Annotated in this window: 9 protein-coding genes; 2 read left to right on the top strand and 7 right to left on the bottom strand. The window is 72.1% G+C overall.

Features of this window, described 5'->3' with window-relative positions:
- Positions 1–282: 282 nt before the first annotated feature.
- The 4 genes from IEZ27_RS25235 to IEZ27_RS25220 form a co-directional block, all read right to left on the bottom strand.
- Entirely contained in the window at positions 283–846 is a 564-nt protein-coding gene (locus tag IEZ27_RS25235; protein ID WP_189649508.1) for a dihydrofolate reductase family protein, read from the bottom strand.
- Positions 847–1,070: 224 nt separating this feature from the next.
- Positions 1,071–2,459 (bottom strand): APC family permease, encoded by a 1,389-nt coding sequence (locus tag IEZ27_RS25230; protein ID WP_229824305.1) that lies wholly within the window; start codon positions 2,457–2,459, stop codon positions 1,071–1,073.
- A gap of 247 nt (positions 2,460–2,706) precedes the next feature.
- Entirely contained in the window at positions 2,707–3,702 is a 996-nt protein-coding gene (locus IEZ27_RS25225) for a glycoside hydrolase family 11 protein (protein ID WP_189649507.1), read from the bottom strand.
- 187 nt (positions 3,703–3,889) lie between these two features.
- A complete protein-coding gene (locus IEZ27_RS25220; RefSeq protein WP_189649506.1) occupies positions 3,890–4,114 on the bottom strand; it encodes a hypothetical protein in 225 nt (74 codons plus the stop codon).
- A 108-nt stretch (positions 4,115–4,222) separates the two neighbouring features.
- Here IEZ27_RS25220 and IEZ27_RS25215 point away from each other — a divergent pair, with 108 nt between their 5' ends.
- Complete coding sequence (locus IEZ27_RS25215; protein WP_189649505.1) at positions 4,223–4,900, top strand: hypothetical protein; 678 nt, start codon at positions 4,223–4,225, stop codon at positions 4,898–4,900.
- A 9-nt stretch (positions 4,901–4,909) separates the two neighbouring features.
- Here the strand turns inward: IEZ27_RS25215 and kstD are convergent, their stop codons facing one another.
- On the bottom strand, positions 4,910–6,670 hold the full coding sequence (gene kstD, locus IEZ27_RS25210; RefSeq protein WP_189649504.1) for a 3-oxosteroid 1-dehydrogenase: 1,761 nt from the start codon (positions 6,668–6,670) through the stop codon (positions 4,910–4,912).
- A 75-nt stretch (positions 6,671–6,745) separates the two neighbouring features.
- The gene (locus IEZ27_RS25205; RefSeq protein WP_189649503.1) at positions 6,746–7,633 is read right to left on the bottom strand and encodes a YihY/virulence factor BrkB family protein; all 888 of its coding nucleotides are present in this window, start codon (positions 7,631–7,633) and stop codon (positions 6,746–6,748) included.
- A 112-nt stretch (positions 7,634–7,745) separates the two neighbouring features.
- On the opposite strand from IEZ27_RS25205, the gene IEZ27_RS25200 reads away from it, so the two are divergent.
- On the top strand, positions 7,746–8,837 hold the full coding sequence (locus tag IEZ27_RS25200; RefSeq protein ID WP_229824304.1) for a serine/threonine protein phosphatase: 1,092 nt from the start codon (positions 7,746–7,748) through the stop codon (positions 8,835–8,837).
- Between the two features lie 145 nt (positions 8,838–8,982).
- Here IEZ27_RS25200 and IEZ27_RS25195 read toward each other — a convergent pair whose 3' ends face one another.
- On the bottom strand, positions 8,983–13,035 hold the full coding sequence (locus IEZ27_RS25195) for a S8 family serine peptidase (RefSeq protein ID WP_189649502.1): 4,053 nt from the start codon (positions 13,033–13,035) through the stop codon (positions 8,983–8,985).
- Positions 13,036–13,177: the final 142 nt, after the last annotated feature.

Here is a 13,177-nt window from a genome sequence, read left to right as displayed (position 1 = left end):
TCGCGGGTCCGCCGCGGGCCGCTCGCGAACGGGCCGCGGAGCGCGGGATCGCCCGTACCGCCGGGCGATCGGTCCGGCCGCCGCCCTCTCTCGGCGTGCTCCCGCGTACGCCGGCGGCCTTTCTTTCCCGTATCGCCATCACGCTGGTTGACTGGCTGGACTTTCTCCAGGTCAATGCCCTTCCGACCAAAAAACGCGCCACCCGTACGGCCATTCTCCGGCCGCTTCGGGAAGCGCGTTCCTCGTTCGCCGCGGGATTTACCGGCGGGCCCGTGAAGTCCGTCAGGAACGCTCCGGCTCGTAGTGCAGGCCCACCACACCGCAGTCGAACGGGCGCGCGGCGACCAGGCGCAGCCTCTGGTAACCCGAGCCGGTCGGGAACAGCGGCAGCCCGGCCCCGATCGCGACCGGGTTGACGAACAGGTGCAGCTCGTCGATCAGCCCGTGGGAGATCAGCTCGCGGCCGATCGAGGCGCCACCGGCGACCATCACGTCGCCGCCGGGCTTCGCCTTCAGCTCGTCGATCGTCTCGGCCGGGTCGCCGCCGGCCACGACGGCGTTCTTCCAGGGCGACTCGGTGAGGCTGCGGGAGATGACGACCTTCGGAGTGTTGATCATCTTGTCGATGCCCTCCTCCGTCTCGCCCTCGGGGCGGGACTCCCACGCCGGGATGAAGCCCTCGGCCAGCCTGCGGCCCAGCACGATGCAGTCGACCGGCTCCCACAGGGCCGCGACGTGGGCGTTGATGTCGTCGGTCCAGGGGAACGTCACCCAGTCCATCTCGCCGGCGGGGCCGCCCACGAAGCCGTCCGCGGTGATCTGGAGCTGGAGCTTGACCTTGCGCATCGATCTTTTCCTTCCGGTTCCGGTCTGTGTGTTCCCACTGTGCCGGAGCAGACTTACGGTCTTCTTCCGCCGGGCTTAAGGTCCCTCGGCGGCCCTCGGCAGGAACGACAACCGGCGGGAAATGCCCGGCGAATGAGCCCCGGAATGGGCGGCGGGTTCGCGAATGACGGGCCGCCGCCCCCGGAAAACCGCGAAAGGCCGGGCGGAAATGCCCATTACCTTGATCAGCTGCGCCGCCTGGCCGACAACCAGGACGGCACCCACAGGATCGCGCCGACCACCAGCAGGATCCCGGCGATCTCGTACTGGCCGGCCGGACGCCCGGAGGACCACGGCAGCACCAGGTAGAGGCAGGTGACCGTGCCCACCACGGGGAGCACGCGGCCCGCGTTGAAGTGCCGGTCGGTCCGCACGTCCCGGCGCAGGACGAGGACGGCGACGTTGACGGCCGCGAAGACGGCGAGCAGGAGCAGCGAGGTCGTGCCGCCCAGCAGCGCCACGACCGGGCTGTCGGGCACCAGCGAGACGAACGTGATGAGCCCGACCGCGATCAGGGTGGTGAACAGGATCGCCGCGTGCGGGGTGCGCCGGGTGGCGTGCACGGCCGACAGGAACGGCGGCAACACGCCCTGCTTGCTCATGCCGTACAGCAGCCTGCTGGCCATCAGCATGTTGATCAGCGCCGAGTTCGCGACGGCGAACATCGAGATGAACGGCAGCAGCGAGGCGATCGGCACGCCCGGCGCGGCGGTCTGCACCACCGTGACCAGGGGTGTCTCGCTCTCCGCGAGCTGCCCGACCGGGACCACGGCGACCGCGCAGATGGACACGAGCACGTAGATCAGCCCGGTGATGCCGAGGCCGGTGAACATCATGCGCGGGAAGATCCGGGTCGGGTCCTTGGTCTCCTCCGCCATGTTGACGGAGTCCTCGAAGCCGACCATGGCGAAGAAGGCCAGCGAGGTCGCGGCGCTGGCGGCCAGGAACACGCTCTTGTCTGCGGGGGTCTCGAAGGCGACGACGCGGGAGAAGTCGGCGTCGCCGCCGGCGATGAAGTACAGGCTGAGCACGATGACGAGCAGCAGCCCCGACAGCTCGACCGCGGTGAGCACGACGTTGAGCTTGACGCTCTCGCCCACACCCCGCAGGTTGACGGCCAGGACCAGCAGCATGAAGCCCACGGCGATCAGGAGGATGACGCCGTTGCCGGCGTCGAAGCCGAACCCGGTGGCCAGGTTGGCGGCGAACGCGCGCGAGGCCGCCGATGCCGAGGTGATGCCCGAGCACATCACCGCGAAGCACACCAGGAACGTCAGCGCCTGCTTGCCGAACGCCTTGTGCACGTAGAGGGCGGCGCCCGCGGCCTCCGGATACTTCGTGACCAGCTCCAGGTAGGAGCAGGCGGTGATCAGCGCGACGAGGAAGGCGATGGAGAAGGGCAGCCAGGCCGCGCCGCCCACCTCGCCCGCGACCTGGCCCGTCAGTGCGTAGATGCCGGTGCCGAGGATGTCGCCGACGATGAACAGCAGCAACAGGCCGGGGCCCATCACCCGCTTCAGGCTGGGCTGGCCGCTACCGGCCTCCGGTGGGCTGGGGGGACTGATCTGAGCCATGGGGGTGGTCCTTCTCGTCCGTGAGGATGATGGGATGCGTCCCGCGTGGGGGTGACGGCGAGCGCCGGCCGGCCGCCGTACGCCGCCGCGACCACGTGATCTCGACCGTCATCCTGACACTGTACGATCCCGGCTTGTCATCCGTGAACACGTCGTCACGCTCAGCTTCCGTCCCGTCCGCGAGCAGCACGACGGCGCGGCGGCCGGGGAGGCCGCCGCGCCGCGGGGTGTGCGGTGGCGCGCGGGGTCAGCTCGCGCTGCAGGAGACCGTGGGCCAGGTCGAACTGCCGTTGCGCTGGATGGTCACGCCCCAGTTGTTCCCGCTGCCGTTGGGCTTGGCGGTCAGCACCTGGGCGCTGGGGTAGGCGGCGGTGATGTTCCAGGTGGACATGATCTTCTCGGGGGCGGGCACGTTCATCGTCACGGTCCAGGTGTTCGAACCGCTGACCGCGACGTTGAGGTTGTACCGGTCGCTCCACTGCTGGCCGGCGGACAGGGTCGCGGTGCAGCCGCCGGGGTTGCCGCCCGGGTCGCCGCCGCCGGGGGAGCCGCCGATCGTGATGGCCGAGCTGCCGCTGCTCTGGTAGCCCTCCGTCGCCAGGATCATGTAGTCGTGGCCGCCCAGGCTCATGCCGTTGCGGGCCCAGGCGTCGAAGTGGTTGCCCGTGGTGACGGTCCCGCCGGTCCGCTTCGACTGCCGGACGCTCCAGTACTGGTTGAAGGTCTTGTTGCCCTCGATCGAGGGGGCGTTGTAGCGGGTCGTCTGGTAGATGTCGTACGTGCCGCCGTCGCTGGTCACCGTGCCCTTGTACGTCCCGGTGGGCCGGTAGGTGCCCCAGTTGTCGACGATGTAGTACTCGACGAGCGGGTTCCTGGTCCAGCCGTACACGGCGAGGTAGGCGTTGCCGGACGGGTTGAAGCTGCCCGAGTAGGTCACGGTCCTGCGTCCGCCGGGGTTCCAGCCCTTGCCGGCGACGAAGTTCCCGGTGTTGCGCCACGAGGTGCTGTACGCGCCGCCCGATCCCAGGTCCATGGAGACCGATCCGGGGCTGTCGGTCCAGAAGGAGTAGAAGTACCCGTTGTTGGTGCCGGTCTGATTGGAGGTGACGGGGGCCGCGTTCGCGATGCCGGGCGGCATCGTCACGGCCACGACCAGCGCCGCGACCACGGCACAGGCCCGTACGGCGAGCATCCGGGCGCGGCCGCGCCTGCGGTTTCCGGGGTGAGCGGGGACGCCGTTCATGTGCGTGCTTCCTCCTTGGGGGGACGGAGGTCGGCGAAACTATCGGTACGCTCACGAAAGTGTCGGCCTGATCCCGTGCAGCTGTCAACGCCCTCTGTGCGAACACCGCCGATCGGCGGACACAACCCCTGGATGACAGCTCTCTTGGGCTGTGAAAGTTTCGCTCAAGCGCCGAAAAACGCGCCGATCACAGCTCGGGGCGCGGAACCCCGTACCGCTCGGTGATCTGGGCGACCGCACGCTCGCAGGCCAGCCACCGCCCGCCCGCCGCCCTGACCCCCGCCACCGGAGTGCCCGCGCAGAGCTCGCCGGGGTTCGCCTCGCCGTGCCACGTGCAACGCCCCTCGCGGGCGGAGACGCTCTTGGGATCGAAGTTGTCAGGATCGATGCTCATCCACTCGACCTCAGCCATGCCCGGAGCGTACGCCGGCGTCGGGCGGGTGGTGGGCCGGTCGCGTACTGGAATGGCTGCAAGCCGGGAGCAATCGCCGCGCAAGGGACGGCCTCTAGCGTCGGTGCCGTGTCCAGACGACTGGTTCTCGGCGGCGGCGCCGCCCTCGCGGCGACCGCGACGCTGACCCTCGGCCTCACCACCGCCGCCCCCGCCTCCGCCCGCACGACCGCTCCCACCTCCGCTTCCGCCTCCGCCAGGACGGCCGCGCAGGCGCCCGCCGGGACGGCCGGCAAGCTGTTCCGCGCCTGGCTGGCCGGCGACCGCGCCGCCGCCGCCCGGGTCGCCACCCCCGCCGCGGTGAACACGATCTTCTCCTACGCCTTCCGCGCGCCCGACCGCTTCGACGGCTGCTCGGGCAACGTGTGCCGGTACGTGCACACGAGCGTGCGCGTACCCGGCGGCCTCAACGGCATCGCCATGACCGTGACCGGCTCCAAGGTCACCAAGGTCTACCTGTCACGGCACGTCGAGCGGCCCGCCGCCGCGGCCACGCACCTGTTCGCCGCCTGGAAGCGCGGCGACCGGTACGCCGGGCTGGAGGTCGGCGCCGAGGCCGCGGTGCGCACGCTGTTCCGGGTCAGGTACGACCCGCGCGGCGTCACCCACCACTTCCAGGGCTGCTCGAAGGAGCCGAAGGGCTACGCGTGCGCCTGGTCCTACGACGGCGGCGCGATGATCATGCACGTACGCGGCTCCAAGGCGACCGGCTACGACGTCCGCTCGGTCACGTACCTGGCCGACTGACGACGGCGGTCAGCCGCCGGCGGCCAGGTCGTTCGCGGCCACGTAGCCGAAGGTCATGGCCGGTCCGATGGTCGAGCCCGAGCCCGCGTAGCTGTGGCCCATGACCGCGCCGCTGGCGTTGCCGGCCGCGTACAGGCCGGGGACGACCGAGCCGTCGGCCCGCAGGACGCGGGCGCGGGCGTCGGTGCGCAGTCCGCCCTTCGTGCCCAGGTCGCCGGGGACGATCTTGAACGCGTAGAAGGGCGGCAGCCAGAGCGGCGCCAGGCACGGGTTGGGCCGGACGTACGGGTCGGCGTAATAGTGGTCGTAGGCGCTGTCGCCGCGGTGGAAGTCGGTGTCCCGCCCGGCCAGGGCGAACCCGTTGAAGCGGTTGACCGTGGCCCGCAGGGCCGCCTCGGGCACTCCGATCTTCCGCGCGAGCTGCTCGATCGTCGGGGCCCTGAACAGGGCGCCGCCGTCGTACCAGGAGTCGGGGAAGGGCAGCAGCGGGGCGACGTCCTTGAACAGGTACTTGTTCCGGTACTGCTGGTCGATGATCAGCCAGGCGGGGATGTGCGGGTCGGCCGGGGTGTTGCGGTCGTACATGACGTGCACGACGTCGCTGTAGGGCGCGGCCTCGTTGACGAAGCGCCGGCCGTTGCCGTTGACGATGACGCAGCCCGGCAACGTCCGTTCGGCCAGGCAGAAGTACGGCTCGCCGGGCAGCGGGATCACCGGCCCCCACCAGGCGTCGTCCATCAGGTCCAGGGCGGCGCCGGTCCGCTCGCCGGCCTCGATGCCGTCGCCGGTGTTCTCCTTGGCGCCGACGGTCCAGCTCGTACCGATGGGCTGGCGCTGGAACTCCGCCCGCATCGCCGCGCTGTGCTCGAACCCGCCCGACCCCACGATCACCCCGCGCCTGGCCCTGACCAGCCCGGCCGAGGTGACCACGCCGGCGACCCGGCCGCCTTCGACGTGCAGGTCGAGCAGCGGCGTGTTCAGCCACACGGGCACCCCGGCCGCCAGCAGCCCGGCCCGCAGCCCCGCGGCCAGCGCCTGCCCCATGGTGAGAGGCTTCTCGCCGCGCAGCGCCGCCTGGGTGCCGCGCAGCAGGCACGCGGCCGACACCGCGGCCCCCTGCGCGTTGACCGCGGCGAGCGTCAGCCACTTGTAGTCGGCGCTGAAGACGACCATGCCCGCCGGGGTCGGGATGTACGGCGGGTTGAGCCGGGCCAGCTCCGGCCCGAGCAGGTTGCCGTCGAACTGGTCGGGCTCGATGGAACGCCCGCCCGGCATCCCGCCGGGGAACTCCGGATAGTAGTCGGAGTAGCCGTCCATGAACCGGAAGCGCAGCGGGCTGTTGCGCGTCACGAACGAGATCATGTCCGGCCCCGCCGCGAGGAACGCCTGCTGCCGCGCGACCGGTACGGTGTCGCCGACCACGCGCGCGAGGTAGGCGGCGGCCTTGGCCGGGGTGTCCGGCACCCCGGCGGCGAGGATCACCTCGTTGCACGGGATCCAGATGCCCGCCCCCGACCGAGCCGCCGACCCACCGAACGTCGGCGCCTTCTCCAGCACGACGGTGCTCAGCCCGCGCTTGGCGGCGGTGAGGGCGGCGGTCATCCCGGCGGCCCCCGACCCGACGACCACCACGTCGTAGTCGGCCTCGGCGTAGGCCGGGTCCTGGCCGAGCGCCGCGCCGGTGACCAGGATCCCGCCCGCGACGAGCAGGGTGCGGCGGCTGCGTCCACGGGGGGTGAGGTCGTCGGAGGCCGGTGAGGCAGGTCGCATCGGTGATCCCTTCGGAAGGGGAGAGCCGGTCGGCCCCCTCGCCGAAAACGAGCATGCGCTTGGTTGGTATCCCTGTCAACGCTCCCGTACGGCCAGATCCCTGACCCTGCCCGAGGTGCCGGTGGCCGTCAGCGCGGTCGCGAACAGGACGAGCTGGTTGAGCACCTTCAGGAACAGCAGCATGCCTGCCGCGCCCGCGACCACCCGGTAGGCCGGATTGGCCGCGGTGAGGTTGACGTAGACCAGGCCGAGCGTCTTGAGGATCTCCAGCCCGGCGGTGATGACGAGCGCCGGGCCCATCACCCGCCGCAGCGGCACGCGTAACCGGGGCGGCGCGGTCAGCAGGGCCATGGCCAGCAGGGTGTTGACGCCGAGGCCGAGCACGAACCCGGCGGCGGTCAGCACCCACTGCGCCGGCAGGGCCTCCACGCCCACAGTGAGCACGGCGAACCAGGTCAGCAGCCGCTCGGCGGCGAAGGCGACGGCGAGCGACAGGGCCAGCAGCAGCCCGAGCCCGGCCAGCACGCCCAGGTCGATGAGCTGGCGCAGGAAGAAGTTGCCCGGATACTCCTCCAGCCGCCACATCGCCCGGGTGGCCGAGCGCAGGGTGTCCATCCAGAACAGGCCGGTCAGCGGCAGCGCGACGAAGGCCACCGCGCCGGCCGTGCCCCCGGCCTCCCGGATCGCGTCCACGTCGAGGCGCGGGAAGTTCTCGCTCAGGTAGTGCTGGACCGTGGCCAGGACCGTCGGGTCGTCCATGACGTGGCCGAGGATGCCGAAGGCCAGCAGGGCCAGGGCGAAGGTGGCGAAGAAGGAGTAGTAGGTGAGGGCCGCCGACAACCGGCCGCCGTCGGCCTTGTCGTAGCGCACCACCGCGCGGGCCAGATGGTCGAGCCAGGCGTGCCGGTCGCGGGCCCGCAGCCAGGCCGCCGCCAGTCCCTTGAACGGTCTGGTGGCGTTCATGGAGCAGGATCCTCCTCGCGGACGCGTCCGGTGGCCGGAGGCCGCCGGGTGCTCACCGTACCGCTTCGGGTGAATCATGAGGGGAACGCCCCTGCGACCGGAGGACGGCACTTTGACGGAACCGCAAGACATGTCCAGGAACGCGCGACTCGGCAGGTACGCCGACGTGGCGAGCACCCTGGCCCTGCACAGCGACCGGCGGCTGGCCGGGCTGCTGGAACGGGCCGGCGCCCTCGGCACGGGCATCGGCGGCGCCTCCGCGCTGCTGGACGTGGACGGCGTGCCCGTCTTCGCCAAGCGTGTGCCGCTGACCGACCTGGAACGCGAGCCGGCCAACGTCATGTCCACGGCGAACCTGTTCGAGCTGCCCCCGTTCTGCCAGTACGGCGTCGGCTCGCCCGGCTTCGGCTCCTGGCGCGAGCTGGCGGCCCACGTCATGACGACCAACTGGGTGCTGGCCGGGCACACCGACGCCTTCCCGCTGCTCTACCACTGGCGGGTGCTGCCGGGCGCGCCGCCGCCCGCGGAGGAGCACGCCGACGTCGAGGCCGCCGTGCGGTACTGGGGCGGGGCGCCGGCCGTGGGGGAGCGGCTGCGCGCCCTCGCGGAGGCTTCGGCCGGAATCGTGCTGTTCCAGGAGTACGTCCCGCACAACCTGGACGCCTGGCTCGCCGCGCGGCTGGCGGACGGCCCGGAGGCCGCGGCCGAGGCGTGTGCCATGGTCGAAGCACGCCTGACGGCCGACGTGTCCTTCATGAACGGCCACGGGCTGACGCACTTCGACGGCCACTTCGGCAACCTGCTCACCGACGGCGACCGCCTCTACGTCGCCGATCTCGGCCTGGCCACCTCGCCCCGGTTCGAGCTGTCCGGCGAGGAACGCGCGTTCCTCGGCCGCAACGCCGGACACGACCTCGGCTACGCGCTGATGCGGCTGGTCAACTGGCTCGTCTCCAACGTCTGCGGGGTGCCCGTGGCAGGCCCGCCGGCGCCGCGCGACGCCTTCGTCCGCGCCTGCGCGGAGGGGGACGCCGACCTCTCCGGCATCCCGCCCGTCGCCGCCGCGATCATCCGCCGCCACGCGCCCGTGGCGGCGGCCATGAACGGCTTCTACTGGGACCTGTTCGGCGCCGACCGCGCCACGCCGTTCCCCCGCGAGCAGGTCGAACACGCCCTCGCGCCGCCCGGCACGCTCGGCCGGTGATCGCGGGCGCCGCGAAGCCCGGTCGCCGGGGCCGGGGGCAGGCGGCGGGCCGGCGACCGGGCGGTCGCGGTCAGGTCGGGTCGGATCGGATCGGGTCAGGTCAGGTCAGGTCAGGTCGGATCGGATCAGGTCGGGTCGGGGCGGGTCAGCGGAGGTTGAAAGCGCGCAGGGTGGTCTGCTTGACGCGGTTGCCCGCCGCGTCCCACGCCTCCACCTTCAGGCTCACCGCACCCTTGGTGGCGCGGAGTGCCGGGTACTTCGCGGCGGCGGTGTAGAGGCCGTCCCGGCCCTTCCTGAGGTCGGCCGGCTGCCAGGTGGCGCCGTCGTCCGTGCTGGTCCACAGCCGTACGCCGCTGATCGCCGGCATCCTGGCCGCCGACGGCCCGTGGTAGGCCTCCAGCTCGAACGTGTGCCGGCGCCCGGCCGCGACCGTGTTCTCGGCCGACAGGCTGTCACCGAGGTCGTAGCTGACGTAGACCGCCGGGGTCGTCCGGCACTGCTCGACCAGCCCGTCCACGAACCAGGCGTAGCAGTTGGCGCCCGGCCTGAGCTGCTCCTTCGCCGGCGGGGCGGTGAACGTCCACTCGACGTCCTGAAGGGCGTTCTTGGCCGTCAGCCGGTAGGTGCCCGGCTCCTTGGGCAGCGGGTAGCGCGGCAGCGTGTCGAGGCCCGGCAGCGGGGCGTTCGGGACCTCCTTGCCGTCGCGGTAAAGGTGCAGCTCGTACTGCGGCGCGAGGTCGCCGAACGCGCTGCCGTCGTCGCGCCGCTCACCGACCCCGTTGACCAGGGACGGCGTCACCCACAGGTTGCCGTCGTGCACGCAGATCGCGCACGGCACCCCGATGACGAGCTGCTTGAGCGGGGGCGCGTCCGGGGCGCCGCCGAGCGCGTACAGCTTGTCGGAGGCCGTCGAGGCGCCCGGCGTGCTCGGAGTGGCGAACCACTTCTGGACGGTGGTGCCCGGCCGGTCGAACACCTCGTGCCGGTAGCGGGTCTCCTGGACCTCCTCCCCAGGGGTGGACGACACGAGCGCGGACAGGCCCGCCTCGCTCACGATCTTGGGGTCGAGCGGCCAGATGTACTGCGACCTGCGCTCCGGCATCGGGGTGGACCAGTGCAGCATGTCGGTGTTGGTCGTCGTGTACGAGATGTCGTCGGTCCGCCACGACGCACGCCAGCTCATGTACTTCGTGTACGGCCCGCCGTGCACGTCGAGGTCGACCCGGTGGAGCTGACGCTCGGTCACCTCGTACCGCATCGAGTCCGGGACGCGCCCGTCGGCCGACGGCCGGAGCACGTACGAGTACGGCGTGTTCGGCGTGCCCTCGACCTGGACGGTCACCTTGCCCCGGGCGGCCTCCGCGCGGATCTTCGTGCCCTCGGTGTTGGAGACGTAGGCGACGGGGATGCCGACCGGCTTGAACGGGCCGCTGAACGGCTTCTGCGAGATGGGCAGCGGGATCGGGCAGCTGGCGGCCCTCTCGTTGAAGGCCAGGACGCCGGCCGCGCCCGCGTCCCTGATCGGGCCCACACGCTCGATCTGCAGGCCGCACACCGGCCCGAAGACCCCATCGGCGGGCTCGGCGTCGATCAGCACGAGCGCGCCGCGCAGGTCCTTGCCCGCCAGCTCCTCCGGACGGCCCTTGCCCGCGTCGACCACCCGCAGGTTCTTGCTGCCCTCGAACGGGACGTACCCGGGGTGGATCTCACCCGCGTCGATCATGTGGACCCGGGAGACCGGGCGCAGGGTCGTGCGCTTGGAGGCGCGCATGGTCATGGTGACCTCGGGCACGCCCAGCTCCCACTGGCCGGTGAAGCGGAAGCCGCCCTTGGTGACCTTCTTGGTCGGCAGCACCCACGTCTTCTCCCACGCGCCGAGCGGACGGCCGGCCAGCAGCGTGCCGCCGAAGACCTTGCCGTTCGGCAGGGTGCGCTGGAAGTAGGCGTCGTAGGTGTTGTTCAGCGGCTGCGCGGTCTTCGGGGCGCTGAAGCTGATCTCGGTGGCCTTGCGGGCGTCGAGGGTGATCTCGGTGTCGCCGGTGACGGTCAGCTCGGGCTCGAACAACCAGGCCCGGTTGGCGCGGTCGTCGCCGTCCACCCAGTCGAGCACCTGCAGCAGGCTGACGGTGCCGGCCGGGACGCGGGTGACGACCAGGCCCACGTCGTCGACGCGGTGGGGGCCGAGCTCGCCCTTGTTGCCGTCGACGTCCAGGACGTTCATGGCCGTCGGGGTGCGCGGCTTGCCGTCCCGGTCGAGGGTGCGGATGGTCAGGTCGTACTTGGGGGCGTCCCGTACCGCGCCGAGCGGCGTGGTGAGCCGTACGCCGTCGGCCTCGGCCGTCACGGCCCCGCTGTAGGTCCCGACGCCGAGCTCGGCCGGGTCGAGGGTGACGGTGGTGGCGGCCGTGCCGCCCGCGGGGACGGTCAGCGTCGCGTCGGCGAGGGCCGGCTTCGCCCCGCCGCTCATCGCCGCCTTCAGCGTGAGCGTGACGGGCTGGTCGCCCAGGTTGCGGTAGGAGACCTCGCCGGTCTTCGGCGCGCTGCCGGCCTCCAGCAGGCCGAAGTCCACGCCGCCGCTGGTCGTGAACACCTGCTGCCGGGTCGCGCGGTCCAGGTCCACCCGGCCGGCGCCCTGCTCGTACACGGTGAAGCCGTCGTCCTTGGAGGTGGACATCAGCGCGGTCTTGAGCTGCGCGCCCGTCCAGTCCGGGTGCTGCTGCGCCAGGATCGCGACGGCGCCGGCCACGTGCGGCGTGGCCATGGAGGTGCCGGACGCGCCGGTGTAGCGCTCGTCCACCGGGGAGCCCATGGTGGTGCCGGCCGCGCGCGCGGCCACGATGTCCACGCCGGGCGCGGCGATGTCGGGCTTGAGCCCGCCGCCGGGGCGCGGCCCGCGGCTGGAGAACGCGGCGAGCTGGTCCTGCTTGTCCACGGCGGCCACGGTCAGGGCGGCGTCGGCCGCGCCGGGCATGCTGATCGTCTCGGTGTCGTACAGGTTGCCCGCGGCGACCACGAACAGCGTGCCGGTCTCGGCGGTCAGGTCGTTCACGGCCTGGCTGAGCGGGTCGGTGCCGTCGCTGGGCGGGCCGCCGAGGCTCATGCTGACGGCCTTGGCGCCGCTGCGCGCGGCCCACTCCATGCCCTCGATGATCCACGACTCCTGGCCGGAGCCGGTGTTGTCGAGCACCTTGCCGACGACGAGCTGCGCGCCGGGGGCGACGCCCTTGTACTTGCCGCCCGAGGCCGCGCCGGTGCCGGCGATGGTGGAGGCGACGTGGGTGCCGTGCCCGTGCCCGTCCTGGACGGGCTCCTCCGGGACGAACGACTTGCTGTCGGCGATCTTCCCGGCCAGGTCGGGGTGGCCGGTGTCGGCGCCGGTGTCCAGCACGGCGATCTTCACGCCGGTGCCGTCCTGGCCGCGTTCCCACGCCTTGGGGGCGCCGATCTGCGGGACGCTCACGTCCAGGTCGGCCTTGACCTTGGCGTCCAGCCAGAGCTTGGCGATGCCGCCGCGCAGCGCGCCGGGCGCCTTGGCCAGCCCCTGCCCGCCGTCCTGTGCGCTGTCCTGCCCGCCGCGTACGGCCTGCCAGAACGCGCCCGCCTCCGCCTTGGTGACGTCGAGGGCCGAGGCGTGGATGCTCTCCAGCGTACGGGTGGGGTCGCTGGCGGGTACGGCCGCGGCCGAGCGCTTCACGGCCGCCTCGGGCTGGTCGCCCGGGTACTGCACGATGACCGGCAGCCGCTTGGCGACGTCGTCGGCGTAGCCGTTCTCGGCCAGGTACTTGACGTCGAACAGCCGCCGGTCCACCAGCCCGGCCTGGACGGCGGCGACGGCGTCGTCCGGCAGCACGAAGACGCCGTCCGGGGTGAACTGGGTGAACAGGTTGATCCGGCGGCCGTCCTCGCGGCTGCCGGGAGCGGTCTCGACCCGGTACGTGCCGGCGGTGGACCGGTTGAGCTGGACCTTGTCACCCGTGATCAGCGTGACGACGACCTTCTTGGCCCGTACCCCGGTCAGGGCGACGTCCTTGGCGACGTCCTTGGCGACGTCCTTGGCGGCGGACGGCGCGGAGGGGGCGGGCGAGGGGGCCGGGGTGTCGGCCGAGGCCGGTACGGCGGTCAGTACGGCCGCGAGCGCGGTGACCGCGGTCAGCAGCACGCCTGTCCGGCGGACCAGCGGGGGGCGGGGCAATGCCATGGTGGCCTTTCTGGCGGGGGAGGGGGGTCAGACGGGTTCGAAGCCGTCTGGCGGCCGAGGGGGTTCCGGGGTCTCCTGATGAAGGGAGGGCCCATCCGGTAGGGGTTCGTCCGGATCCTGCTGGCCGGGGTCGTCGGTGGTG

The organism is Nonomuraea spiralis (assembly GCF_014648435.1).
GTDB classification, from domain to species: domain Bacteria; phylum Actinomycetota; class Actinomycetes; order Streptosporangiales; family Streptosporangiaceae; genus Nonomuraea; species Nonomuraea spiralis.
The sequence above is the reverse complement of the archived record's forward strand: the minus strand, read 5'-3'. Positions and strand labels throughout refer to the sequence as shown.

What these genes read in the sequence shown, in the direction of transcription:
- IEZ27_RS25195 (WP_189649502.1), bottom strand. Translation starts at nt 13,035, where the DNA reads ATGGCATTGCCCCGCCCCCCGCTGGTCCGCCGGACAGGCGTGCTGCTG.
- IEZ27_RS25205 (WP_189649503.1), bottom strand. Translation starts at nt 7,633, where the DNA reads ATGAACGCCACCAGACCGTTCAAGGGACTGGCGGCGGCCTGGCTGCGG.
- IEZ27_RS25235 (WP_189649508.1), bottom strand. Translation starts at nt 846, where the DNA reads ATGCGCAAGGTCAAGCTCCAGCTCCAGATCACCGCGGACGGCTTCGTG.
- IEZ27_RS25220 (WP_189649506.1), bottom strand. Translation starts at nt 4,114, where the DNA reads ATGGCTGAGGTCGAGTGGATGAGCATCGATCCTGACAACTTCGATCCC.
- IEZ27_RS25230 (WP_229824305.1), bottom strand. Translation starts at nt 2,459, where the DNA reads ATGGCTCAGATCAGTCCCCCCAGCCCACCGGAGGCCGGTAGCGGCCAG.
- kstD (WP_189649504.1), bottom strand. Translation starts at nt 6,670, where the DNA reads ATGCGACCTGCCTCACCGGCCTCCGACGACCTCACCCCCCGTGGACGC.
- IEZ27_RS25225 (WP_189649507.1), bottom strand. Translation starts at nt 3,702, where the DNA reads ATGAACGGCGTCCCCGCTCACCCCGGAAACCGCAGGCGCGGCCGCGCC.